At 45.1% G+C, this 26,333-nt stretch carries 23 protein-coding genes; 11 read left to right on the plus strand and 12 right to left on the minus strand.

The genetic code is table 11. The features are described 5' to 3' along the window. Positions 1 to 30: 30 nt before the first annotated feature. Positions 31 to 546 carry a M48 family metallopeptidase gene (locus KI742_RS17690; RefSeq protein WP_005377870.1) on the plus strand — a complete coding sequence of 172 codons (516 nt, stop codon included), beginning with the start codon at positions 31 to 33 and terminating at the stop codon, positions 544 to 546. Further along, the gene (rlmF, locus tag KI742_RS17695) at positions 533 to 1,660 is read left to right on the plus strand and encodes a 23S rRNA (adenine(1618)-N(6))-methyltransferase RlmF (RefSeq protein ID WP_262652487.1); all 1,128 of its coding nucleotides are present in this window, start codon (positions 533 to 535) and stop codon (positions 1,658 to 1,660) included. Before KI742_RS17690 ends, rlmF begins: the two co-directional genes overlap by 14 nt. Before the next feature lie 71 nt (positions 1,661 to 1,731). On the opposite strand, the gene KI742_RS17700 is transcribed toward rlmF, so the two are convergent. From KI742_RS17700 to KI742_RS17725, 6 genes are all read right to left on the minus strand, one after another. Then, positions 1,732 to 2,052 (minus strand): hypothetical protein, encoded by a 321-nt coding sequence (locus KI742_RS17700; protein ID WP_137281910.1) that lies wholly within the window; start codon positions 2,050 to 2,052, stop codon positions 1,732 to 1,734. Positions 2,053 to 2,122: 70 nt separating this feature from the next. Further along, positions 2,123 to 3,718, minus strand: a complete 1,596-nt coding sequence (locus KI742_RS17705; protein ID WP_285384804.1) for a S41 family peptidase — start codon at positions 3,716 to 3,718, stop codon at positions 2,123 to 2,125. Positions 3,719 to 4,082: 364 nt separating this feature from the next. Then, the gene (locus KI742_RS17710) at positions 4,083 to 4,847 is read right to left on the minus strand and encodes a hypothetical protein (protein WP_017633951.1); all 765 of its coding nucleotides are present in this window, start codon (positions 4,845 to 4,847) and stop codon (positions 4,083 to 4,085) included. Between the two features lie 30 nt (positions 4,848 to 4,877). After that, entirely contained in the window at positions 4,878 to 5,552 is a 675-nt protein-coding gene (locus KI742_RS17715; RefSeq protein ID WP_053303155.1) for a GntR family transcriptional regulator, read from the minus strand. A 152-nt stretch (positions 5,553 to 5,704) separates the two neighbouring features. Continuing rightward, complete coding sequence (locus KI742_RS17720) at positions 5,705 to 7,237, minus strand: aldehyde dehydrogenase (NADP(+)) (protein WP_285384805.1); 1,533 nt, start codon at positions 7,235 to 7,237, stop codon at positions 5,705 to 5,707. A 21-nt stretch (positions 7,238 to 7,258) separates the two neighbouring features. Continuing rightward, on the minus strand, positions 7,259 to 8,260 hold the full coding sequence (locus KI742_RS17725) for a 4-hydroxyproline epimerase (RefSeq protein WP_285384806.1): 1,002 nt from the start codon (positions 8,258 to 8,260) through the stop codon (positions 7,259 to 7,261). 109 nt (positions 8,261 to 8,369) lie between these two features. Between KI742_RS17725 and KI742_RS17730 the strand changes: the two genes are divergently transcribed. The 7 genes from KI742_RS17730 (at position 8,370) to KI742_RS17760 (ending at position 16,180) form a co-directional block, all read left to right on the plus strand. After that, positions 8,370 to 9,626, plus strand: coding sequence for an FAD-binding oxidoreductase (locus tag KI742_RS17730; RefSeq protein WP_005389762.1), 1,257 nt, complete (start codon positions 8,370 to 8,372; stop codon positions 9,624 to 9,626). A gap of 124 nt (positions 9,627 to 9,750) precedes the next feature. Continuing rightward, a complete protein-coding gene (locus tag KI742_RS17735) occupies positions 9,751 to 10,824 on the plus strand; it encodes a polyamine ABC transporter substrate-binding protein (RefSeq protein ID WP_285384807.1) in 1,074 nt (357 codons plus the stop codon). An 87-nt stretch (positions 10,825 to 10,911) separates the two neighbouring features. After that, positions 10,912 to 11,886, plus strand: a complete 975-nt coding sequence (locus tag KI742_RS17740) for an ornithine cyclodeaminase family protein (RefSeq protein WP_054730112.1) — start codon at positions 10,912 to 10,914, stop codon at positions 11,884 to 11,886. Between the two features lie 56 nt (positions 11,887 to 11,942). Continuing rightward, positions 11,943 to 12,857, plus strand: a complete 915-nt coding sequence (locus KI742_RS17745) for a dihydrodipicolinate synthase family protein (RefSeq protein ID WP_005377851.1) — start codon at positions 11,943 to 11,945, stop codon at positions 12,855 to 12,857. Positions 12,858 to 12,930: 73 nt separating this feature from the next. Further along, on the plus strand, positions 12,931 to 14,052 hold the full coding sequence (locus KI742_RS17750; protein WP_285384808.1) for an ABC transporter ATP-binding protein: 1,122 nt from the start codon (positions 12,931 to 12,933) through the stop codon (positions 14,050 to 14,052). After that, complete coding sequence (locus KI742_RS17755) at positions 14,049 to 15,329, plus strand: ABC transporter permease (protein WP_005389752.1); 1,281 nt, start codon at positions 14,049 to 14,051, stop codon at positions 15,327 to 15,329. The genes KI742_RS17750 and KI742_RS17755 overlap by 4 nt, the downstream gene beginning before the upstream one ends. A 2-nt stretch (positions 15,330 to 15,331) precedes the next feature. Then, positions 15,332 to 16,180: an ABC transporter permease gene (locus KI742_RS17760; RefSeq protein ID WP_285384809.1), complete on the plus strand. Its 849-nt coding sequence runs from the start codon at positions 15,332 to 15,334 to the stop codon at positions 16,178 to 16,180. A 120-nt stretch (positions 16,181 to 16,300) separates the two neighbouring features. Here KI742_RS17760 and KI742_RS17765 read toward each other — a convergent pair whose 3' ends face one another. Beyond that, entirely contained in the window at positions 16,301 to 16,735 is a 435-nt protein-coding gene (locus KI742_RS17765) for a hypothetical protein (protein WP_137281917.1), read from the minus strand. Between the two features lie 446 nt (positions 16,736 to 17,181). On the opposite strand from KI742_RS17765, the gene KI742_RS17770 reads away from it, so the two are divergent. Together KI742_RS17770 and KI742_RS17775 are read left to right on the plus strand one after the other, a co-directional pair. Beyond that, positions 17,182 to 17,715: a DNA repair protein gene (locus KI742_RS17770; protein WP_158156232.1), complete on the plus strand. Its 534-nt coding sequence runs from the start codon at positions 17,182 to 17,184 to the stop codon at positions 17,713 to 17,715. Positions 17,716 to 18,065: 350 nt separating this feature from the next. Then, positions 18,066 to 20,510, plus strand: a complete 2,445-nt coding sequence (locus KI742_RS17775) for a collagenase (protein WP_285384810.1) — start codon at positions 18,066 to 18,068, stop codon at positions 20,508 to 20,510. A gap of 161 nt (positions 20,511 to 20,671) precedes the next feature. Here the strand turns inward: KI742_RS17775 and KI742_RS17780 are convergent, their stop codons facing one another. The 5 genes from KI742_RS17780 to oppB are packed head-to-tail and all read right to left on the minus strand — an operon-like array spanning position 20,672 to position 26,326. Further along, entirely contained in the window at positions 20,672 to 22,468 is a 1,797-nt protein-coding gene (locus KI742_RS17780; RefSeq protein ID WP_285384811.1) for an aminopeptidase P family protein, read from the minus strand. After that, the gene (locus tag KI742_RS17785; protein WP_285384812.1) at positions 22,468 to 23,460 is read right to left on the minus strand and encodes an ABC transporter ATP-binding protein; all 993 of its coding nucleotides are present in this window, start codon (positions 23,458 to 23,460) and stop codon (positions 22,468 to 22,470) included. The genes KI742_RS17780 and KI742_RS17785 overlap by 1 nt, the downstream gene beginning before the upstream one ends. A gap of 9 nt (positions 23,461 to 23,469) precedes the next feature. Next, positions 23,470 to 24,453 carry an ABC transporter ATP-binding protein gene (locus KI742_RS17790; protein WP_285384813.1) on the minus strand — a complete coding sequence of 328 codons (984 nt, stop codon included), beginning with the start codon at positions 24,451 to 24,453 and terminating at the stop codon, positions 23,470 to 23,472. A 10-nt stretch (positions 24,454 to 24,463) separates the two neighbouring features. Next, positions 24,464 to 25,396 (minus strand): ABC transporter permease subunit, encoded by a 933-nt coding sequence (locus KI742_RS17795; RefSeq protein WP_005377839.1) that lies wholly within the window; start codon positions 25,394 to 25,396, stop codon positions 24,464 to 24,466. A gap of 9 nt (positions 25,397 to 25,405) precedes the next feature. Beyond that, positions 25,406 to 26,326 carry an oligopeptide ABC transporter permease OppB gene (gene oppB, locus KI742_RS17800; protein WP_285384814.1) on the minus strand — a complete coding sequence of 307 codons (921 nt, stop codon included), beginning with the start codon at positions 26,324 to 26,326 and terminating at the stop codon, positions 25,406 to 25,408. Positions 26,327 to 26,333: the final 7 nt, after the last annotated feature.

Consider the following 26,333-nt stretch of genomic DNA (forward strand, 5'->3'; position numbering starts at 1 on the left):
CTTTATTTTGTCATAACAGACGTTAACTCTATGCATCCGTCACTTCGATACATTCAAGGCTACCCACAAAACATCGTAGAGCAGGTGAGCTCATTGATAGCGAGTGGCAAGTTTGTTCCTTGGTTCGAAAAACGTTATCCCGATAGGCACCAAATCAAAAGCGAAAGGGCGCTCTATGAGTACGCCATGGCAATCAAAAACCGCTACATGAAGAAAGCCGCGCCAATCAGTAAAGTCGTCTACGATAAGAAAATTCACGCGGTAAACAACGCGCTTGGTTTGCACAGTGTAATCAGTAGAAACCATGGCGGTAAGCTGAAGTCGAAAAACGAGATTCGCATTGCCAATGTATTTAAGGATGCGCCCGAGCCACTATTAAGAATGCTGGTGGTACATGAGTTGGCGCATACTCGTGAGAAAAACCACGACAAGGCGTTCTATCAGCTATGTTGCTATATGGAGCCTGAGTATCACCAACTCGAATTTGATGCTCGTTTGTTTATGATTTACCTCGATTTAAAAGCGAATTTGAATGAAGAACAATAATCACAACGCGAAGCAAGCAAAGCCAAAGACTTCAATGGCGGGTCAGAATAAAGACGCGAATAAAGCCAAGCCGAAGCGTGTTAAAGACAAAGTTGCGCGCAAATCCTCGCAGCCTGCAGGAAAGAGCGAAGTCGAGTTCATAAAAATAGCGAAGAATGGTTTGCATGAGCGTAATGTTCATCGAGGTCGTTACGATTTTAAAAAACTCGTGGAAAGTGAACCACAGTTAAAGCCATTCGTTATCAAAAATCCGAAAGGGGAAGACTCCATAAACTTCTCTGATCCTAATGCTGTTAAAATGCTCAATAAAGCATTGCTTGCTGCGTATTATGGTATCGAGTTCTGGGACATTCCCGACACCTACCTTTGCCCACCGATTCCGGGCCGCGCTGATTACATTCACCGAGTGGCAGAACTACTTGATGGTGAAGTAAAAGGTCAGTACGCGCACCAAAAAGTGAAAGCGTTGGACATTGGCGTGGGAGCAAACTGTATTTATCCGATTGTTGGTGTAACAAAATACGGTTGGCACTATACGGGCAGCGATGTCGATCCAAAATCCATCCAATCGGCTCAAACGATCGTAGAGCACAATCGTGCTTTGACGGGAAAAATTGCACTGGTACAGCAACACAATGATGCCAATATTTATCTAGGTATCATTCAACCGAATGATCGTTATGATGTGACGACATGTAATCCGCCATTCCACCGTTCGGCGGAAGATGCCGCTATGGGCAGCCAGCGTAAAATCGATAATCTAAAAGCAAACCAGCGTAAGAAAGGACTAAAACCTCAAACCACACAAGTAAAGACAAGTAAGCCGGCGTTGAATTTTGGCGGTCAAAACGCTGAATTGTGGTGTGAAGGTGGAGAAGCGGCGTTTATCCGAAAAATGGCGAATGAAAGCCAAGCTTTTGCCGCGCAGGTCTTGTGGTTTACAACACTCATATCCAAAAAAGACAACGTTCGCCCGATGCGTAAGCAGCTTGAAAAATTGGGTGTGAAAGCCGTTCGTGTGGTTGAAATGAGTCAAGGGCAGAAAGTGAGCCGCTTTGTAGCTTGGTCATACATGGATAAACAACAGCGCAAAGCATGGATTGAACTAAAGTGACGTTGACCGTTTCACACTGAGCAATAAAGTAGAAAGCCCGCTGATATCAGCGGGCTTCTATTTTGGGAGATCTAAAACTTAATGATGGGCTCACAATCTAGTGAACTGAGAGAGACAAAAGTATCTGTTTTGGCATAGTACAAGCCACAGGTTTCACCTCTGATCTGCAACGTATATTGGTCTGGAAGATCCGTATAGCTGCCATCCAACAGTTGATTGTTGTTCCCTTTTACTCGTCCTTTTTCAATCAACAAATGCGGTGAGGATTCAAATACGTTATTTGCGACTCTAGGTGCTGGTGTCCCTTGGATTTCTGCGATCGCGTTTTGAATCTCTATGACTGTTTCCGGAGAGTTCTTTTTACTCAATGCTTCAACGGGTTCTTGTGACATAGCTTGGCATCCTATCAAAGAAATCGAAGTGCCTAAGAAAAGCGCAACCCGAATCAGCATTCGTAAAAAGTTAGTTGATCTCAACATGAATTGCCTCTGTTCGTAGCGGAGAGCGAAGATCGCTTAACTCCGGAGATGAAATGTTACGCGGCATGGCGTTGAAACTTGAAGGGGATACTGGCGGACAGGTTCCAGTTTCCATGTAGTTTAGTGCCGCAGAAAGCATACCTTCAGACGGATCGCCCAATGGTTTTGTTAGGTCGTCATTGACCCAGCAACCTTCCACTCTATTGTCTAAGCCTAGCTCGGTATTGATTTGGCTCTTTGGAGTAGGAATAAAACCATCAGCGAAGTCGCCAAATTTTTTCTCGTTCGCCGACTTGAACTGAATAGTGTAGTACATAGTGCCGCAGTTTTGTTCTGGTGAGAACCCGTACGGTTTACCTGTGGTTGTTGAACCTATTTGGATAACCTCCACATCAATGCCGCGCAAAGCGTTGATTAACAGTTCACTTGAGGAAGCCGTGCCTCCTGAAGTCAGCACATATACGCGCTTTTTGTTCAGTGTCGGAAGCACTTGATCCGAATATTTCTGTGCTGCCCAGTCTATTGCTAGATTCGTAAAGCGATAGATGTTATCCCCATCTTTAATGGTACGCATCACTTTGTCATTATGAATCAACTCACTGAAGACTCGGTTCTGACCAGCACCGCTTAGCATGTAGCCTACTTGCGAGGACTGAAGGACTAAGCCACCGCCGTTGTAACGTAAATCAACGACGATCTCGTCAACATTCTCTGCTGAGAGCATACTGAACGCCTCAATAAGCGGGGCTTGAGCGCTTGGTTCAAAGGAGTTGTATTGCAGATAGCCGATCCGCATACCATTGTGTGTAATCACTTTGGCATTTTTAACTGGAGAGGTCATGACATCAGAGGCGGTAAGCGTCACGGTTTTCTCTAGACCGTCAACACTCTCAAATGTGAAGGTGTAATCTTGATTGATGTCAGGGTTAAAGAGCGTTTTGTTAATAAAATCAATGTCGGACTGACTACCGGTGTTAACCACATCAATATTATTGATTTTCAGAAGCTTATCACCACGAGCAATGCCGCTTCTATCAGCTGGAGAGGCTTCTTCATTGTAGGAAATACGAACGTCTCGAGGTTGTACGCCACGTAAGAATGCCCAGTTAAAACCAAATCCAGCAACTAAACCGGATTGCGATGATTTCATATCATCTTCATAAGGGACGGTAAAATGGAAGCGATCTTTGGGTTTACCCGTCGCGGTAGTAGCAGAGGTGACCAGCGTATTGAAGTAATCAGTAACAGTTTTGTAGTTTGCTGGATTATTATCAGGAACCTCGTCATACCATAGATACGTTTCGTTAGTAAAAGCTCTTAAAAAGAGTTTTTCGTGTAATGCAGAGCCCAATTTATCTGGATAGGCGGCATAGTTGTCATATGGGTCTAGTCCGACGCGGGGCGTTTCACATTGGTTGATAAACGTTTTCGACGATTGGCTAAAATCATGAACTTTCCATGTTGGACCGTTTGCACTGCTAGTGGACGGAGTAGGTGATGAGCTATCACCGCCGCCACCGCCACAGCCTTGTAATAATGCGAGAGTGACTGCCGTTGCTAAAGAATACTTAAATTTCACTTTTCTATGTCCTTATAAATAATAGAATTATAATTATGTGTTTTGCTTTTGTTTTTATTAGCTAGGTGAATGTATTAATTTAATTTGTTCGTCTGCAAATTTATAGTTAAATAGTGTGAGGTAAATAACGTAAAAAAGTTGTCTTTTATACTTAAGCTAAATTAGTCATTACTTAAGTTTTCTGTCTATTTCAAAAGAGCTAACAAGACAATTAATAAGTGTGAAATTAAGACAAGTTCTTAGTTGACTAAGCGACGCTTGCTAAATAAAAATCAGAATTAGATTCAGGAAACGCTTTGAATCAATAGTTTGGTAGGGATATATGATGTTATCTGGGGTTTGTTTGATTTATTTGTCTGATGCTTTAACTTAATTTAGTGAGTTGAGCGACGTGCTTTAATAGGCTTCCGTCAATGTTAGGTAAATCATCAGCGAAAAATATCTGAGCACCGGGAGTGCAGCGCATTAATATATTTATTAGTTCACCTTCATTGTTGGAAGTGTTAACTGCGTTAAGTTTCGCTAATTTATTACAAAGCTCGTCCTCTATTTGCACTTTCTGCTCTTCGGTGAGCCTAATGCGACCTATACATACGCCTGGGTTGATATCATGAGAAAGCGAATCTTGTTGAAATCGCTCTTTGAATAAGGTGTCTAATGCCGTACCTTCTTCCATAATAAATCGACGACCAGAACGGTAAAACAAGCCGTCTCCGAAGTTTTCGACATATCCTAGAATTTCCGCGATACGCAAATAGAATCGTAAGCTTGTATCAGAAAGTCCGTAAGTTTGGGCTATCTCTTGCGGTTTAATATCACGAGAAGTCAGCATATAAATAAAATCAAGTAAGTAAGGATGCTCAACGAAAAGGGCGCTCTCTTCATCTGTTAGCATTTGCTCGTTTTGGTGCTGAAGCTCGTTGGCTAAGGTTGCGAGTTCGATGAGATCGGTATTCAGGTAGTTCAGATAAATAAGTACTTTATCCAAACCTAAAGCTGGATTATGTAGGTGGCGTTTAATACTAGATAAAGGGATGCCACTTTTCTCTGACAAGGAATTGTAGCAAAGCCCTTCTTCTTTAATCTTTTGTCGTAGCGCTGCGAGTAAAAACTTTGGTCCAACATTCATCCTTGAATATCACCTTATTCGTTATTCCGTTTACTGGCTGATATTTTGCCTTTCAAGCAGCAGGTTTCGAATCGCTGTGCCCGCTTCTAGAATGTGTTTTTTCAGCAGGTACTTGGCGCCTTCGATATCGCGATTTTGGCACATTTCAAACAAGTTTAAGTGCTCTTCTTCTGCCTTTTTAATGCCTGTAGTAAACAATAGCTGCATGCGTATGTATCGGTCACACTTTGTGTTCAGGTTGTAAATGACGTCCATAGTTTCAGGCATGTTGGCTGGCGCATATAGGGCTTTGTGGAACTCGTAGTTGTAGTTGCTCCATTCTTCTACTTCGTCGCCACTGTTCACTACTGACTCGAAACGTTCGCGAACTTCGCGCGCGCGTTCAAGGTCAGCGTCTGTCATATTTTGAATCGCACGCTCTAAAATGTGGCATTCCACGACAGCGCGCAGTTCAAATAGCTCATTGATTTTCTCTGGAGATAGCTCAGTGACCGTCGCACCTTTGTGAGGTTCAAAGCTAACGAGTCCTTGTGCTTCCAATTGAACTAACGCTTCACGCACAGGAATTCGGCTAACATTAAACTCTTTTGCTAACGCATCTTGACGTAAAGGTTGACCAGTTTTTAACTCGCCCTTCAAGATCTGAGTTCGAATTGCTTCCTCAACGAGCTGAGTGCGCGTTTTAAAAACAGGTTTCTGTGACATTGAAGTCTCCCGTGAAATTAATATTGTATCCAATCCATTTTACTTTAGTAGTTTATTGTTTTTCTGGCACAAACCAACTAGGAAAGAAGGTTTTGAGAAGTAGAGTGAAATAAAAGGCATCAGTTGATGCCTTTTTGAGCCATTTGGTGAGCTTATTGGGAAACTTTGCCATCTATGGCGCGTTGAATACCAAGTGGGTTCGACGCTTTTAATGAATCCGGCAATAAAGATTCTGGCAAAGCTTGATAAGCGACCGGACGCAACCAACGATGAATAGCCTCCGCACCGACAGATGTTGAGGCAGAATTGGTTGAAGCAGGATATGGTCCACCATGAACCATAGCGTAACCAACCTCGACGCCAGTTGGCCAACCGTTGAATACAAGGCGTCCGGCGATTTCTTCCAAACTTGGAAGCAGTTGCTTCGCTTGTTCTTCGTCTTCAGCGGTAGCGTGAAGGGTTGCGGTGAGCGATCCAGTCAGTGAATCACTCAGTTTCAACATGTCATCGAAATCTTCACAGATTACGATTAACGATTGAGGACCAAATATTTCTTCCTCCCATTGCGGGTTTTCACGCCAGTTTTTACTGTCCGTCACGAACAGTGCTGGTGAGACATTGGTCACTTCTGCTTGTTCAGAACGAGTTACGTTAATGCCTGTTTCGGAAGCTCGCTTATCCACTTCGGATTCATACGTTTCTCGGATTCCTTGCGTTAGCAAAGTGGCCGTTGATTGTTGTCGAATTAACCCTTGAGCGATTTCGATAAAGGCTTGCGTTTCTGGGCTATTCAAGACAAATACAACGCCTGGTTTTGTACAAAATTGTCCACAGCCCAAAGTCATAGAAGCCACAAATTCTTCAGCCAATGATGCGTTTGCCCGTATGGCTGAAGGGAGAATAAATGTTGGATTAATCGCCCCTAGTTCGCCATAGAAGGGGATTGGCTCTGGTCTTTGCTGGGCTAGATTGAACAGCGCACGGCCACCACCGACGGAGCCTGTAAACCCAACCCCTTTAATTTTTGGATGGGTAACGAGTGCTTGGCCAAGTGCACGTTTGTTACCTTGCAATAGCGTGAAGATGGCTTGCGGTAAGCACTCTTTCTCAAGTGCAGCCTCAATACACTCAGCAACAAGTTGACTGGTGCCAGGGTGGGCGGTATGGCCTTTTACAATCACAGGGCAGCCAGCAGCCAGTGCCGAAGCCGTATCGCCACCTGCCGTAGAAAATGCGAGCGGAAAATTAGACGCACCAAACACGGCGACAGGGCCAATTGCGATTTGTTGACGGCGAATATCTGGTTTTGGCAGTGGTTGACGGTTTGGGTTTGGCGTATCGAAAATTGCTTGATGGTGATTACCCGATCTCACAACCTCGGCAAATAGTCTTAATTGGTTCGCGGTACGTCCTATTTCGCCGCTTAAACGTGCTTCGGGAAGGGCAGTTTCTAAATGAGCACGAGCAACGATTTCTTCACTCTTCACTTCCAATTCAGAGGCGATAGAGCAAAGTAAGCTCGATCGCTTTGCATTACTTAGTTGGCGAAACTCACGCGCAACGTTTTGGGCGGCTGAGGCGGCTTGATTAACTTCTTGCTCTCCATGTACCGGAAACGCTATAGGTAGAGGCTCACCAGTAAAGGCGTTGACTGCGTAAAAAGTGGTTGGTTCTTGTGGGTTCATCATTCTTCCTTACTATCCTTGTTACTTCACTTCAAATCCGTACGCATATGGGTCTTCATCGTCTACCCATATCGTGTTGTGACCGTATACTTGTGCCCATCCTTCAATGCTTGGCAAAATAGCGGCTTTGCCATTCACTTCGGTAATGCCTTCTATACGTCCTTGAAATAGGCTGCCGATGATACTTTCGTGAACAAAGTCTTCCCCTTGATTGAGCTTGCCTCTTGCATGCCATTGCGCCATACGTGCACTTGTTCCCGTACCACATGGCGAACGATCCAACGCTTTGTCGCCGTAAAACACAGCATTTCGAGCGGTGGCGTTTTCTTGAGTGGGCTCTCCGCTCCATAGCACGTGAGAAACACCGCATACTGTAGGATCTTCTGGATGTACGCACTCAACCGCTCTAGATACCGCTTCGCGAACTTTTGGTGAAAGCATCAAAATTTCATCTGGAGAGTAGTGTTCAAGTCCGGCGTAGCTTTCTTGAGGATCGACGATTACGTAATAGTTTCCGCCATAAGCAACATCGACAGTGAGCTCACCTAAGCCCTCTATGTCCACGGTTACGTCTTGGTGGGCAAGGTAAGCCGGTACGTTAAATATCTTTACCGACGTGACCTTGTCACCTTTTGTTTGGTAGTGCACTTCGATTTGTCCTGCTGGGACATCAAGTATCAAACGACCTTCTTTTTGGGGAGTGATAAGGCGATTTTCGATTGCGGTGGTGACGGTTCCAATGGTGCCGTGGCCACACATTGGTAAGCAGCCACTGGTTTCAATAAACAGAATTGAAGCGTCTGCGTTATCGCTGCAAGGAGGCAAGACAACGGACCCCGACATCATTGAGTGTCCGCGAGGCTCAAACATGAGTGCCTGACGAATCCAATCATAATGCTCAAGAAAGTATTGGCGCTTTTCGCTCATGGTATTGCCTTCGAGTGGAGGCACACCGCCTGCTACCAGCCTAACTGGGTTGCCGCAGGTGTGGGCATCAATACAGAAAAAAGTTCCTTGTCTCATTTTTCGCTCCTTGCTGAAAAAATGGTTGAATTAAACAATGGTGATGTTAACGTAATGTAAAATATATTGTATACAATCTACGTTTTCAAGTGTGACTCGGAGCATATTTATGTTGGTCAAGGATGAAACCAAAAAGGAAAGGATCGCCGTGATAGGTGCGGGGATTATTGGCTTATCAATTGGATTGAAGTTGCAGCAACAAGGTTATCAAGTCACGATTTTTGATCCCAATGGCGTGGGGAATGGATGCTCTAAGGGAAATGCAGGTCATATCGCGACTGAGCAAATCTTCCCTCTTGCAACGCCAGCGCTGCTTCCACAATTACCTAAAATGCTGCTAGATTCCAAAAGTCCGGTTTCGATCCGTTGGCAAGATATTCCAAACACAATCGAGTGGATGATTCGTTTCCTATTACAAACAAAGCCATCAGCCGCGGAGCAGGCAAAAAACGCGATTAAGAGTCTTAACGAGCGGTCAGTGGCAAGTTGGCGTGGCGTGCTTGATTCAATCGGAAAAGCGCATCTAATAAAAATGAATGGTTCATTGCTCACTTTTGAAAACGAGAAACTGTTTAAAGACTACCAAAGTACGCTTAACTCACTGGCTAAAAACGGTGTGGCGTATCAAGTTTGGACACAAGAGGCGATTCGAGAGAGGATACCTGATCTCAGCCATAAGGTTCGTGTCGGCGTCTTTTTTCCCGATACAGGTCATACGCTAGACCCTTATCAGCTCTGTGTTGAGCTAAGTGAAGCTTTTGAAGTTCTTGGCGGTAAGGTTTTACAAAAAGGTGTATCTGCGTTGGCGAAAAATGGCGAGGTGTTGGTTGAGTCTCAAACACATTCATTTGACCGAATCATTGTTGCCGCTGGTGTACATTCTAAGCCTTTGATACGGCAACTAACCGGAGTCAAAGTGCCTATTCAAGCCGAGCGTGGTTATCACCTAATGGTGGATGACAAGCGTGATGTATTGCCATTTCCTATTAGCTCTGCCGATAGAAAATTCATCATGACTCCGATGTCTGGCGGGCTACGCTTGGCAGGCACTGTTGAGTATGCCGATGTAGAATCACCACCCAATATGAAACGTTCAGAAATGCTTTTTCAGTTAGGTGATGAGATGTTTGAATCGGAGTTAAATCCACTCAAGCAAGGAGAAAAGTGGATGGGGAATCGGCCTTCAACAGTCGACTCGTTACCGGTTATTGATAGCATTTGGGATGGAAATGTATTACTGGCATTTGGCCACCAACACCTTGGATTAACTCAAGCGGCGATTACGGCAGATCTCCTTTTAGAGCTTATCGAAGGAAAGCCGACATCGATTGATCTATCACCTTTTTCATTACAACGATTCGCCTGAAAAAATTTAATATTAAATATTGTATAAAATATATTAAATGCTAATGTTAACTTAATTTTAACAAAAATGGTGTCCAGCAGCCGTACTCGGATGCCTCCAGAAAAACAACCAAAAGGAGTAAAACATGTCACGAATGACCAAAGCACCATTGGCGCTGTTGATTTCAGGAATGCTGTTGGGGACCTCTGCTTATGCTGAAGACAAATTGACGGTCGTATCTTGGGGTGGTGCATTCACCAAGAGCCAAGTGGAGGCATATCACAAGCCTTTCATTAAAAAAACAGGTGTCGAGATCGTATCCGAGGATTTCAGCGGCGGATTAGCTGAAATTAAAGCGCAGGTGGAAGCGAACAATGTGCGCTGGGATTTGGTTTCTCTCGACAAGCCAGACATTGTTCGTGGTTGCGCCGAAGGGTTACTAGAACCAGTGAGCCCAAGTATTTTGCCTCCGGGCGCAGATGGAACACCAGCACAAGAGGATTTCATTGATGGTGCGATTCACGAATGCGCAATCAATACCATCGTTGTGTCCACAGTATTAGCGGTGAACGAAGACGCATTTAAAGGTAAGGCTTTGCCTAGCAAGTTGACCGATCTCTTTGACCTAAAAACTTTTCCAGGTCGACGTGCATTGCAAAAACAACCTCAGGGTAATCTTGAGTGGGCACTATTGGCTGATGGTGTAAAACCAGAAGAGGTCTACAGCCTGCTCGAAACCGAAGCCGGGCGTGAGCGTGCGTTTGCTAAGTTGGATACGATCAAATCAGAAGTGCTGTGGTGGACAACAGGAGCCCAGCCACCTCAAATGCTTGCAGACAAAGAAGTGGTGATCGCCTCGGCGTTTAACGGCCGAATTCACAATGCCCGTAAAGATGAAGGTCAACCATTTCGGATTATATGGGACCGTCAAATGGGTTACATGAATGGATGGACGATACCTAAAGGGAGTGAGAACACAAAGCTTGCATTGGACTTCATTGCTTTTTCTTCAGGAACAAAACCATTAGCTGATCAAGCTAAGTACGTTGCCTATGGGCCTACGCGTAAGTCGTCTTCGGCGGAGGTGAACCCAGACATTTTAGCGAACCTTCCTACCGCACCTCAAAACTTCCAAACCGCCTTCCTGATTAACGATGAATGGTGGTCAGACTACGCAGATGAACTAAATGAAGAGTTCAATACCTGGCTGCTTAACTAGGCGTTAATTTGTGTATGGGGCCTAGTTTTCATCCATAAGCGAGGTTCCGTACTTTTCCTCAACTGTATTTATGTTTTCGGAGAAATGATGAAAGTCATCGAAGCACAGCAAGTCGCGCAATGTTTAACAATGAAGTCTCTTATTGAAACGATGCGTGAAATGTACTCGCGGCCAGCAACAATACCTCAACGCCGAGTCATGCCCTTAGAAGAGGGAGAATACGAGGCGTTTGCGCTACTTCCAGCTTGGAACCAGGAGTTGATTGCGGTGAAAGCCTTTACGTATTTCCCGCATAACCCTGAGCAAGGCAAAGATACGCTTGCATCTAAGCTGCTTGTTTTCAGACGAAACGATGGTGAGCCGCTCGCACTCGTGGACGGTAAAGTTTTAACGTTTTGGCGCACCGCCGCAGCTTCTGCGTTGGCAGCGGACTATTTAGCGCGTCCCGATGCTGATCGTCTGTTGATCTTCGGAACGGGCAATCTTGCGCCTTATTTTGCGTGGGCATACGCTGCGGTTCGCCCACTTAAGCAGGTTTATATTTGGGGGCGTAACTCAGACAAAGCCGAGGCGACGGTAGATGCCATTGTGTCATCTTCAGAGTATCAGTCGCTTCCTGATGAGCGTCGGTTCCGTGTTTCAGTCGTAGAAAATGTGGACCACGTTATCAAACACGTTGACATCATCAGCTGTATTACCGCATCAGCAGAGCCTTTGTTTAATGGCGCAGACGTGCAGCCGGGCACCCATATTGATTTGGTCGGTAATCATGACTTGGATAAGCGTGAATGCGACTCCGAAGCAGTGCAACGAGCACAGGTGTATGTTGATAGCCGTATTAATGTATTAGCCGAAGCGGGCGATCTTCTCATTCCAATTCAAGAGGGCGTGTTCACGTCAGACGATATTAAAGGGGAATTACCGCAGCTTTGCGCCCAACAAATCTCAGGACGTCAAAACGATGAGGTCATTACTTTATACAAATCAGTTGGCAGTGCTTTGGCTGATTTGGCCGCTGTAAAGGCGGTGTTGTTAGAAAATGGCATAGATAGCCATGCCTGAGCATTTTTGCTCGTTCATTTAAATTGCATACAATATACATATAAGGAAAGTAGTTCATGAAAATTGATTGGAAAGGTGTTTATCCGGCGGTCAGTACGCAATTTCGTCAAGATCAGTCAATCGACTTAGACGCAACGCAAACTGTTATAGATAACCAAATTAAAGATGGTGTGAATGGCATTATCTGCTTGGGTACTGTCGGTGAGAACTGTGCGTTGTACCCGGAGGAGAAACGCCAGGTCTTGCAAGCGGCAAAAGAAGTCGTAAATGGCCGTGTGCCTTTGATTGCTGGTACAGCAGAGTCTATTACCACAGCAGCTGTTGATTACATGCAGGATGCGTACAAAATTGGTATCGATGGTTGTATGGTGATGCCTGCCATGGTTTACCGCACGTCTGAGAGCGAAACGTTCGAATATTACCGCACGCTAGCAGAAGCAACGCCAGAAATGCCAATCATGATTTACAACAACCCGGTTGCTTATGGTGTCGATGTAAACCTCGACATCATGGCGAAACTGGCTGAGTTTGAAAGTATTGTAGCTATCAAAGAGTCGACCACTGATACTCGTCGTATCACCGAGCTTTACAATAAATTTGATGACCGCTTTACCGTGTTCAGTGGTGTTGATGACATCGCTCTTGAATCATTGATGCTAGGTGCGACCGGCTGGATTTCTGGTTTAACCAACGCATTCCCAGAAGAGTCCGTTGCGATTTATAAACTGGCAAGCCAAGGTCGTTATGCTGAAGCGTTAGAGATCTACCGTTGGTTCTTACCCCTACTGCGTTTAGACACCATTCCTACGCTGGTTCAGTGCATAAAATTGGCCGAGCAAGTCTGCGGACGTGGCTCTGAACAAGTTCGTGCGCCACGCCAACTCTTACAAGGTGAAGAGCGTCAACAAGTCATTCAAATGGTTGAACATGCGTTAGAAACCCGCTTAGACCTATCCAAATACAATCTGTAATTGTGCTGTTTAGTAGAGCGTTAACTGACGCTCTACTCATTCGTAATATTCAAAAAATGAGAAGAGGGAAGTCATGAGCACGGAAAACAAGGACTATGTCAGCTTTCAACACGTTAAGAAAACCTACGATGGCACGAATTTGGTGGTGAAAGACTTCAACTTAGATATTGCTCCTGGAGAGTTCGTTACTATGTTGGGGCCGTCAGGATCGGGCAAGACCACTTGCTTGATGATGCTAGCAGGCTTTGAAACTGCGACCGGTGGAGACATTTATATCGATGGCGTTCCTGTCAATCATCTCGCGCCGCACAAGCGCGATATTGGTATGGTGTTTCAAAACTATGCGTTGTTTCCACATATGACCATTGCTGAGAATCTTGCGTTTCCTTTAAAGGTGCGAAAACTCGACAGTGACACGATTCAAAGCAAAGTTCAGAGTGTATTAGAAATGGTCGAGCTTGAGCATGTTGCGACTCGATACCCAAAGCAGTTATCAGGTGGTCAACAACAGCGTGTTGCGTTAGCGCGAGCATTAGTGTTTGAGCCTAAACTCGTGTTGATGGATGAACCACTAGGCGCGTTAGATAAGCAGCTGCGTGAGCAAATGCAGATGGAAATTAAACATTTGCATGAAAAGCTTGGCATTACCATTTTGTATGTGACGCACGATCAAGACGAAGCTCTCACTATGTCCGACCGTATTGCGGTTTTTAATCACGGCGAAGTGCAACAACTCGCGACACCAACCGAGCTTTATGAATCTCCGAGTAATACGTTTGTTGCGCAGTTTATCGGAGAAAACAACCAACTCTTAGGTTTAGTCAAAGAGTGGAACGAAAAGTATTGCCAAGTGCTCGTTGGGAAAGAGTTATTTACTGCGAAACCTGTCAGAGTCTCTGAGCACGGGCAGAGGACAACACTTTCCATTCGACCAGAAAAGATTGTTATTCAACCAGAGAAAGCGTCTTGTGAGAACCAAGTCTCAGGTGTCCTACGAGAATTGATTTATCACGGTGATCATTATCGTTTGGTCGTCGAAGTAGAGAGCGTTGGTCACTTCATCGTTAAAGTACCTAACGATAATCGTAAACACTTGCAGTTAACGCCTGGCTCAATTTGTCGTATTGGTTGGCAAAGTGACGATTGCCATGCTCTTGATGGGACACAAACTCAAAGTAGCGAGGTAGCAGCATGAGTCGAGAGCTAACCGCATTAGATTCTGTATTGGAAATCGAACGTCAAGTTCATCAGCAAGAAACCAATCTGAAAGCGCAGTTGCAAAAGGCCGAGCGCCGAAAAAAGCTTCGCTCCATTATGCTCACAACGCCATTGGTGTGTTTTATTCTGCTTACGTTTGCTTTTCCTATCCTCGACATGCTTTATCGAAGCGTGGATAACCGAGAAATATCCCTGTCACTACCACAAACTATTCAAGCCTTAGAAAGTTGGGATTATCAAGGTCAGCCTCATCAAGAAGTCATTGAGGCATTCTCTGTTGAGGTACTTGCGCTTTATCAAAGCAAAGAGCTACCGAAAATAGCCAACCGGATGAATATTGAAGAGTCTGGTATGCGCAGTTTACTCATGAAAACCGGCAGAAAGTTGTCTCGGTTGACGTCGCTGCCGAGCTCGGTGACACAGTTGGCTAAGCTGGATAAGCGATGGACTAATCCTAAATATTGGGCGGCGTTTAAGAATCTTAGTGGCGCATTAACATTCAGTCATTATCTTGCAGCGCTAGACTTGCAAGTGAATGAGTTTGGAGACATTGAGCCCCAACCAGAAAAACGCCAAATATACGTCGACCTTTTCTTTAAAACTTTTTGGATGTCTATCTCAATCACCTTAATTTGTTTGGTGATGGCGTACCCCGTTGCTTACCTGCTTGCCAATTTACCTGATAAGCGCGCGAACTTACTTTTAATTATCGTGCTGCTGCCATTTTGGACATCATTATTAGTCAGAACCACGTCTTGGATTGTTCTGCTGCAAAACCAAGGGGTCATTAATGATCTCCTTATTTGGTCGGGTTTTACTTCTGAGCGAATTCAGATGATTCACAATACCTTCGGAACGGTGGTGTCTATGGTTCACATTCTGTTGCCGTTTATGATCCTGCCTCTGTATAGCGTAATGAAAGGAATTAGCCCAACATATTTCCGTGCCGCTCGTTCTCTAGGCGCGACGCCTTTCATTGCGTTCATCAAAGTTTATATGCCGCTTACGTTACCGGGGATAGGTGCGGGGGCTTTGCTTACTTTCATTCTTTCTATTGGTTTCTACATTACGCCCGCTTTGGTTGGTGGAAGAAGCGGACAGATGATCTCCAATATGATTGCCTATCATATGCAGACATCACTGAACTGGGGGATGGCTGGCGCATTGGGTGGACTGCTTTTGTTCGTTGTACTGGTTCTGTTTTATATGTTCAACCGTGTAGTTGGCATTAACAACCTTAAGGTAGGGGGATAACTATGGCATTACCAAACTATGCATCAAAAGTAGAGCGAGTTGCTCACGCAGGTTACTTAGCTTTTTGTGGGGTGGTGCTGTTCTTTTTAATCGCTCCAATTCTGACCATCATCCCGTTATCGTTTAATGCAACGCCTTACTTTACTTTTACCGAGGGGATGTTAAACCTTGATTCGGAAGCGTATTCTACTCGCTGGTATCAAGAAATGTTTATTAGTGATCAGTGGCTGTTGGCGCTGAAAAACAGCACGTTCATTGCTTTTATGGCGACACTCGTTGCAACAGGGCTAGGAACTCTGGCGGCGTTGGGTTTAGCCAGTAGTAATTTGCCTTTTCGCAATACGATTATGGCGCTGTTGATCTCACCCATGATCGTACCAGTCATTATCTCTGCTGCTGCGATGTACTTTTTCTACACACGCCTTGGCTTATCACAAACTTATTTAGGTGTCATTTTGGCACATGCTGCGTTAGGTACGCCTTTTGTTGTCATTACCGTTACTGCGACCTTAAGCGGCTTTGATCATAGCCTGGTAAAAGCGGCGGCTAGCTTAGGAGCAAACCCTGTTTATACTTTCAGACACATTACCTTTCCTCTGATTCGTCCGGGGATGATTTCTGGCGGCTTGTTTGCTTTTGGCACTTCGTTCGACGAGGTTGTGGTGGCGTTATTCCTGACTGGGGCAGAACAAAAAACCGTTCCTAGGCAGATGTGGTCAGGAATTCGAGAGCAAATCAGTCCGACTATATTGGCGGTCGCTACGTTGCTGATTTTTATGTCGGTGTGTTTGCTCGTGACTTTAGAAGTTCTACGTAGGCGTAATGTACGCATTCGAGGCATTCAAGAATAGCCAAACTTTTTCTTTGTTGCTCACTATGCACTTTTGTTTAGGGGCACCTCAATTTTTGACCAACTGCGCCTCATTGTAGGCGCTTGTCTTTTGTGTTTATCATCAGCGATGACTGACATATCACTCTGGTAGCTTAATGCCAGCTTGCTCGAAACGTGCCAAAGGCGACTTGTTTGATCGCTGATACCAACTAGCTGGCATGTTTGATTTAAGTCGCGCTTTTTCTTCCTTGCTAATCACAACATAGTGCAAAAACGTATTAAGTGTGGTTACCATCACGTCAAACGTCATTTCCCCATCTTTGCTGATGGTTTTCAATAACCCAACGACGGTTTCCTCAGAGACTAACGGTTCAACCACCGCGTTTTTTCGCTCTTTTATTGATGTTGAAGCGGGCAGTGTTGCACGTGCCGTCTCCCAGCAAACTTTGTTGGTTTTACTGACAAGGTTGTGCTTGTAGCAGTAGTAACTGAATAAAAAGCGTGGCAGGTTTTGCCAGCGTTCGGCTTGGACTTCTAACCAAAGGTGTTGTAGCTCAATATCAGCGTCGGTCATAAATATTATGGAAGATTATTAAAGTAGTGGCATTCTAACGTTTCATCAGCGATGCCGTCTATGATTCGGTTACTTCCCATCTTTATGTTGACACTTTGATTTTCAATGAAACAGTGACTTCTTATTACTGTAAATAGTGAGTGATTTGTCAAGTTTCTGACATTAGTGTTTGACTTGGGTAGTAGAGTGTGGGCGTTTTTTTGTTTTGAAGCGTCAATATACATCATCACATACTCACGTCTTACTCTTTCTGAAATAAATACTTCTATCAAAGTAACTGTGTGATTTTCATTCAAATAGTATGTGTTTCATGGTGATGAAAATTCTGTTTATTGCGCTACAATCGAGTGTCGTTCGTGGAATGTAGCCTAATGACGAAAACCTTGCGTCTTCTATCTGGCTTTTTGTGTGCTACTTTTTAATAAGTATCTTTTGGGTGGGTTTTTATGTTTGGAGTTAAAAGAAATGCTGCTATCTCTGGCTTGTACCAAGCGAGTGAACTTAAAGCAAAGCTGTTCTCCAAGGAGTTGGAAATCTTAAGACTTAGAGCTGAAACTGAGTTTAATAAAGTGCTTGATGAGCTACTAAGAATTAAAGATAACAATTCAAGGCTTCGTGAAAGTGGGCTTATTGATAAGCTTGAGCAAGAGAAGTCTAAATGGAACAGTGATCAGCTCAAAGACATCGAGCAACGTATAAGTAGTGTCGAGTTCTGTATTAAGGATTGTGCTTTATATGTCAGCAACATTGAGTCCCAATTCGCTGAGGATAGCGGTTTAGGATATGGTGAACTGAGCAGTCGTTCCCTTGAAGACGAGTTGGAAACACTATCTTTTAGTAAGATCCTTAACGCATCTGCACATGAGTACTTTTATAACTCTAAAGAGTATGAAATGTACCTTGAAAACACACCAAATACCGAATTTTTGCACGCGTTAAAAGAGCAAATTACCGCACTCTTCGACCACAAAGCAGCCTAGAACCTACAAAGTATTCGCCCATTGCCCGATTCCTTCTGAAGGGGCTTTGATTCGCGAATTTTTACCGACCCGCTTTGGAGTATACCTAGCCATTTAACGTGCTGGGTATACCCGTTTAACTACACGTTTCTTCTCTAGCTCATCTCTATTTTTTAACAAATACGAATTTTAGAAGCTCACTCCGTGTTCCTTCTAGTACCAAAAACTGATACCGCTACATCTAGTTGTTAACAAAATGTTTCTTCTTGTCTTGCGAGTAGATTATATGGAGATGCTCTTGCAGTAATAAGGGCAGTGGCGATGCAAAAGACGTAATGCATCTAAGGAAAACTCAATATAGAAGAAATTAGATGGAACTGAAGATTTTGAGTGTCGCGATTGCGACAACATTAACCAGCACTGGCGTATTTGCGTTAAGCGAGCCAGTTTCTCAAGTTACAGAGCAACATGCACATTCGGCTCATACACACGGTGTTGAATCCAATCGAGTTGAATACCAACCAACCGCAACTCTCCCTATTCAGCCCTCCAAGGCAACTCGAGTACAGTCACTTGAAAGCCTTGATGAGTCGAGCAATGCTTGTGATTTGGAAGCATTGGTTACCGAAAGCAGTAACCAATTGATCAGCGAAATTTTAAGTCAGGGCGCGACGTGCGTGAACCAGTTATTCTCTGCTGAAAGTCGGGTTCAGGAGTCGGTATTTAGCTCCGATCATATGTACAACATCGCTAAGCACACTACGACCTTGGCGAAGGGTTATATGGGTGGCGGGAGCGATGAACTAGAAACGTTGTTCTTATACTTACGCGCGGGTTATTACGCCGAGTTTTACAATGACAACATCTCATTTATTGAATGGGTCACCCCAGCGGTGAAAGAATCCGTGGATGCGTTTGTTAATAACGCAAACTTCTATGAGAACAGCGACCGTCACGGCAAAGTGCTTAGTGAAGTCATCATCACTATGGATAGTGCGGGCTTGCAGCACGCGTACTTACCGCAAGTGACCCAGTGGCTTACACGTTGGAATGATCAATACGCCCAGCACTGGTATATGCGCAATGCGGTTAATGGTGTTTTCACTATTTTGTTTGGTGGGCAGTGGAACGAGCAATTTGTGCAAGTAATTGGTAACCAAACAGACCTTGCCAAAGCTTTAGGCGATTTTGCTCTGAGGGCGTCATCAATCGGTGCTGAAGATGAGTTTATGGCCGCGAATGCGGGGCGAGAGCTCGGGCGTCTGACCAAGTATACGGGTAACGCGAGTTCTGTTGTGAAGAGTCAGCTGAGTCGAATCTTTGAACAGTATGAAATGTATGGTCGGGGTGACGCGGTTTGGCTTGCGGCGGCGGACACCGCCTCATATTACGCAGATTGTAGTGAGTTCGGAATTTGTAATTTCGAAACTGAGCTAAAAGGCTTGGTGCTATCGCAAACTTATACCTGTAGTCCGACAATTCGAATATTGTCCCAGAATATGACGCAAGAGCAACACGCGGCCGCATGTTCTAAAATGGGTTACGAAGAGGGTTACTTTCATCAGTCTTTAGAAACGGGTGAACAGCCAGTAAAAGATGACCACAACACTCAGCTCCAAGTCAATATCTTCGATTCAAGCACTGATTATGGTAAGTACGCAGGGCCAATTTTCGATATTAGTACTGACAATGGCGGTATGTACTTGGAGGGCGACCCTTCCCAGCCGGGGAATATTCCCAACTTTATTGCTTATGAAGCCTCTTATGCGAACGCGGATCACTTTGTCTGGAACCTAGAGCACGAATACGTGCATTACTTAGATGGTCGATTTGATCTCTATGGAGGGTTTAGTCATCCAACTGAAAAAATAGTGTGGTGGAGTGAAGGCATTGCAGAGTATGTCGCTCAAGAAAATGACAACCAAGCAGCACTTGAGACGATTTTAGACGGCTCGACATATACCTTAAGTGAGATTTTCGAGACTACTTATGATGGGTTTGATGTCGATCGAATTTATCGTTGGGGGTACTTAGCTGTACGTTTTATGTTTGAAAATCATAAAGATGACGTAAACCAAATGCTGGTGGAAACACGCCAAGGGAATTGGAGCAATTACAAAGCAACGATCACCCAATGGGCGAATTTGTATCAAAGTGAGTTTGAGCAGTGGCAGCAAGCCCTTGTCTCAAATGGTGCACCTAATGCAGTCATAACCGCAAACAGTAAGGGGAAAGTCGGTGAAAGCATTACATTTAGCAGTGAAAACAGTACAGACCCAAACGGGAAGATCGTCAGCGTCTTATGGGACTTCGGTGATGGCTCGACAAGTACACAAACCAAGCCGACGCACCAATATGGGAGTGAAGGGGAGTATTCGGTCAGCCTAAGTGTGACAGACAGTGAAGGCTTGACGGCAACCGCCACTCATACTGTTGTTATCTCAGCGTTGGGCGGTAATGACACATTGCCACAAGACTGCGCGGTGCAAAGTAAAGTAAGCGGTGGGCGCTTAACAGCAGGAGAACCAGTTTGCTTGGCAAATCAACAAACCATTTGGCTGAGCGTGCCAGCGGTGAATGAGAGCTTAAATCTGGCGATAACGACGGGGAACGGTACGGGTAACTTAAAGCTTGAATACAGTAACTCCGGTTGGCCGGATGATACTAATCTTCACGGATGGTCAGATAATATTGGTAATGGAGAGTGTATTACGTTGTCAAATCAGAGTAACTACTGGGGCTACGTTAAAGTATCTGGTGACTTTGAGAATGCCGCCATCGTCGTTGATTTTGATGCTCAGAAGTGTCGTCAGTAGGGCATTTTAACTGCATCATTTTAATTTAATTGATCGCCTCGCTAACATTGCGGGGCGTTTTTGTTTTTCACACCGTTATCTCTATAAAAAAAACCAGCCCGAAGGCTGGCAAACAAGGAGTTTGAGATGAAAATGAAAACGTTATAAAGCTTGCTGATATCCTATTTCTCAATAAGTTGGGTTGTGCGTTGAAGCCAGTTTTTATCTTGCGTATCAAGAAAAGGGCTAAGTGCTTGATAGACTCGTGAATGGTAATGATTGAGCCAGTCTAGCTCTGCTTGATCTAGCATTGATAAATCAAGGGCGTTGGTCGCAATTGGAGCAAGAGTGATGGTCTCAAAACCGTAAAACGTGCCGAACTCATTTTGTTCTACTTCTACAACTTTAAGAATGTTCTCTATTCTTACCCCGTACTCACCTTCGCGATAAACGCCTGGTTCATTAGTAATGACCATACCCGGTTTTAGTTCAACCTCGTGGTGGCTTTGCGAGAAATTTTGTGGGCCTTCGTGAACATTCAAGCAAATGCCCACGCCGTGTCCAGTGCCGCACTTGTAATCAATACCATGTTGCCATAAGACGCCACGCGCCATGATATCAAGATTGGCACCCGTAGAGCCTTTCATGAATCGAGTCTGAGTCAGTCGGATGACCGCTTTGAGCACCAAGGTATAATCTTTGCGCTGCTTAATGGTCGGTGACCCGAAGTGGAAAGTACGGGTGATGTCTGTTGTCCCGCCAAGGTATTGGCCACCAGAATCGACGAGAAAGAAGTTGCTTTCATTGACTGCCGCATTGCTTTCTTCATCGGCGGCATAATGCATTTTTGCCCCGTGAGCCGCGAAGCCTGCGATAGTGCGGAAACTGTCACTCACATAATGTCGGGTTTGACGGCGATAGTGATTCAGTTGTGCCTCAGCAGACAATTCTGTAACGAGTCCGCTTGGAACTTGCTCTTCGAGCCAGTTCATAAACCTTACGATTGCCACACCATCATCTGTTAATGCCTGTTCTAGGCTAGTTAGCTCGGTCGCATTTTTTATGGCCTTCATTGCCGTTACAGGGCAAGCCATTGGCTTTAGATTCACATTCCCTTCAATCGAACTCACCAATAAGCTGTCTGTGTGGGTCGGGTTAAAAGCGAGCGATAATCCCTCACATTGCTGATTCAAATACTGACTTACGTAGTTGTAATGGCGAATGTGTACACTCTGCTCGGTCAGCGCTCTTTCAACGTCTTGAGGCAGTTTGGCTTTATCAATAAACAGTGTCGCAAGTGATTGCTCTACGACTAGATAGGCTTCAGAAACTGGGCAGTAATTCGTATCACCACCTCGAATATTCATTGTCCACATGACATCATCTAGCGTTGACACTAATAAGCTATCTACTTGGTTCTCGGTTAACCAAGAACGGATTCTCGCTAACTTATTTTCAGTGTCAACGCCAGCAAAAGCGGTGGGGTGCTCGAATACGGGTGCACTTGGGCGAGGTGGTCTTTCAAGCCAAATCGGTGTGAGTAAATCCAGGTCGACAATGATCTTAATGTTTTTCGTTTCAAAGGCTTGTTTGAGGCCTTGATAAAAAGCGTAACTGATGGCGCGACCGTCAACCGCGACAATACTGTTTTCTGGGAGCGTGGTAGCCAGCCATTTGGCAATTGTCGGTGTTTCTGGTTGTTTGGCTTTAAACAGTTCAAGTCCTGTGCCGTGTAACTGTTCTTCAGCTTGAATATTGTAACGACCATCAGTCCACAGGCCACCACCTTGTTGGGTAATGACGACATCGCCTGCAGAACCGGTAAAACCTGAAATCCAGCTTCGCGCTAACCAATGATCCGCTGAGTATTCACTGTTATGTGGGTCATTGTTGGTCACGATATATGCAGACACGTTGTGAAAGGACATTGCCTCACGCAATAACGTAAGGCGTTGGTTTACTGAGTTAGTATTGTTCATTAAATGGTTCCTAAAGTCATATTTGAGCAATAGATATGATGCTGCTCCGAGCCTGTTTTTATTGGGTTCTCTTGCCCGCATACTTCGGTGGCTTCTGGGCATCGAGTACGAAAAACGCAACCGCTCGGTGGGTTAAGTGGAGAAGGAAGATCGCCGGGCAATAGTTGTATTTCACGGTCACGTGCTAATTGCGGATTAGCTATCGGGACAGCAGATAACAGTGCTTTGGTGTAGGGGTGTTGTGCATCATCAAATACTTTATCGTAACGTCCTACTTCCATAGGTTTACCAAGATACATCACCATAACGCGGTCGCTGATATGGCGCACCACGCTTAAGTCGTGCGCAATCATCACCAGTGTTAACCCCATTTCTTGTTTAAGATCATCTAGAAGATTGATGACCTGAGCTTGTATGGAGACGTCTAGCGCACTAACGGGTTCATCACACACGACCAAATCTGGATTGAGAATTAATGCTCTGGCAATGCCCACACGCTGGCATTGACCTCCGGAAAATTCATGTGGATAGCGGTTTCGCTGGCTCGCCAAGAGACCCACTTTATCCATCATAGCGATGACACGCTTTTCTACCTCTGCCCGTTTAAGTTGTGGCTCGTGGGTGAGCAGTGGTTCGGCGATGCATTCTGAGATGGTTAATCTCGGATTCAAACAAGCGGATGGGTCCTGAAACACCATCTGAAATTCTCTACGTCGAGAGGAAAGCTCTTTTTTACTAAACCCGAGCATGTCTTGACCTTTCCAAGTCAACTCGCCATGTGTAGGTTCAATTAAGCGAAGTAAGGCGCGTGCAAGCGTTGATTTTCCGCAGCCTGATTCCCCCACAATGCCAAGTGTTTCGCCTCGATAAACATCTAAGTCGATACCATTGACCGCTTTCACGATTTTACGTCGACTTGGAATAAGGTGACGCGAAACAGGAAAGTGGACGTTTAAATCACGAGCAGACATGAGGACTTCTTTTTTGTTCATAACGCCTCCTTAAGCTTTTATTTGAATAGGAGTGATAACACTGGGTGCGTTAACGTGACAGGCAATGGACTGGCTCGTGTTTAATGGAGAAAACCGTGGGGTTTCGTATTGGCAACGCGTCTCTCGATGCTCGCACCGCTCTCTAAACGGACACCCTTTATGGTTAATCAACGCACTTGGTGGGTTACCTGGGATGGTTGGTAAACGTGGCATATCTTCAGTGATAGAAGGAATAGCCTTTAGCAGGCCTTGAGTATAGGGGTGCGCAGGTTGAGCGAACAATGTCTCGGTATCTGATTGCTCCATTTTTTGACCACCATACATGACCAATACGCGATCACACATCTCGGCGACGACGCCCATATCGTGAGTGATCAGTAAAATTGCGGTGTTGAACTCTTGTTGTAAGTCTCGTAATAGCGTCAAAATTTGAGCTTGAACGGTTACATCTAATGCGGTGGTTGGTTCGTCTGCAATTAACAACTCGGGCTTACACAACAACGCCATCGCTATCATGATTCGCTGACGCATTCCGCCAGATAATTCGTGAGGGTATTGATTCATCCGAGTTTCGGGAGAGGGAATACGCACCGCATCCAACATGTGAATCGATTCCATTTTTGCTTGTTTTCGGCTCATTCCTTTATGAATCATGAGAACTTCACAAAGCTGCTTGCCAATTTTCATGAATGGATTAAGTGACGTCATCGGATCTTGAAAGATCATTCCGATTTTCTCTGCACGGATGCGGTTGAGCTGCTTTTTCGACATCGCGAGTAAATCATCACCGTGGAACATTGCGCTTCCAGACACGGCGCCGTTGTCCGCGGTTAACCCCATTAATGCGAAAACAGATTGGCTTTTTCCCGAACCTGATTCCCCAACAATCCCAAGAATTTCGCCCGCTTTAATCGAGTAGGAGAGATTACTGACCGCTTGCACTTGCCCATCTGGCGTATCGAAGCGCACGTTCATGTTTTCAATAGATAGCATGGGTTTGTCCTTATCGGTCTTTCGGGTCAAGAGCATCACGCAAGCCATCGCCGATGAAGTTAAAACAAAAGAGGGTGGCAACTAAAAACAGAGAGGGAAAAAGCAGCATCCACAATGCAACGTCAATCGTTTTTGCACCTTCGGAAATTAGGATTCCCCAGCTCGTGTCTGGTGGTTGAACACCAAGCCCTAAGAAGCTCAAAAACGATTCGAACATAATGAATCCTGGTACCATTAAGGAGGAATAAACCATCACGATCCCAAGCACATTAGGCAGAACATGGCGTCGGACAATTGTCAATTTAGAAACCCCAATAGAGTGTGCGGCTTCGATGAACTCTCGCTTTTTTAGACCGAAGGTGACACCACGTACAACACGGGCAATGCCCAGCCAAGATACCATTCCGATCACGATAAAAATCAGGTAGATGTTGTTGCCAAAAAGGGTAACAAACAGGATAACCATAAACATAAATGGCACCGAATCGAGCACCTCAATAATGCGCATCATTACGCTATCGACAACGCCGCCAAGATAGCCGGAAATACTTCCCCAAATCGTACCAATAACAACGGCGACTAAGGCGCCAACAAAACCTACCAAAATAGAGAGCCTGCCACCTTGCATCGTGCGAGCGAAAACATCTTGCCCGAGATCATCGGTACCAAAGTAATGGCCACTGCTCAGTGAAGGTTTCCCTAGCTCGTATGGATCGATGAGCACTTCCCAGTCAATTTCATCATGGCCAAAAGCGGCAAGAGAGGGGCCGAAAGTGATGCATAAGGTAATGAACGCCAAAACATACACTGATGTCATCGCGGCTCTGTTTTTACGAAATCGAGTCCATGCATCCTGCCAAAGACTGCGACCTTCGACGGCTTCAATATTGTCGACGACTTGATCTTGAAGAGCTTGTGTATCCAGTTTTTTTATCGTTAACATGCCGGACTCCTAAACGCGTATACGAGGGTCGATAATCGTATATAGCAAGTCGACCACAAGGTTAAAGAAGATAGTGAGTGAAGCGACAATCAGAGTAATGCCCATTACTAGGCCGTAGTCGCGGTTGAGAGCCCCAGACACAAAGTGTTGTCCCATGCCACCTGTACCAAAGAAAATGTCGATAATCACCGAGCCTGTCACGACAGAAACAAACGCAGGGCCGAGTATCGCAACGACGGGAATCAGGGATGGTCGCAAAGCGTGATGGAATAAAATGTAGGTTGTGGACAAACCTTTGGCTTTTGCCGTTCGAATGTATGGTTGGTTGAGCGTTTCAATCATTGCGCCACGCATGACGCGTGCAATACTCGCAATGGAGCCAATCGCCAGGCTGAGCACGGGAAGAACAAGGAAAGCCAGTTTTCCTCCTTCCCAACCACCAGCAGGGAACCAGCCGAGCTGAATAGCGAAGATCATGACTAAAACTGGAGCAAGCACGAAAGCCGGAACCACAACTCCAGTCATCGAAAGTGTCATCAGGCCGTAATCTAGGCGGCTATTTCGGTTCAATGCCGCAATGGTGCCAAGCAACATGCCAAGTGGAACGGAAATACAAAAGGAGAGTACGCCTAATACTGCTGAAACTGGCCATGATTGTGCGACGAGCTGTGTAACACTGAAGTCTTGATAAACGAAGCTCGGACCGAGATCTCCTTGTATGAAATTACCAATGTAAATCCAAAACTGAGTAACGAAGGGCTGGTCCAAATGGAATTTTGCTTCGATATTCGCACGTACCACCTCTGGCATAGGCCGTTCCATATCAAATGGCCCCCCTGGTGCAATGTGCATCAGCCAAAATGATATGAGTGCGATGAATAGAAGCGTGGGGATAGCGATAGCTAATCGCTTAACAATGTACCAAATCATGATCCAT

The sequence above is a fragment of the Vibrio sp. D417a genome, assembly GCF_030248595.1.
Taxonomy (GTDB): Bacteria; Pseudomonadota; Gammaproteobacteria; order Enterobacterales; family Vibrionaceae; genus Vibrio; species Vibrio alginolyticus.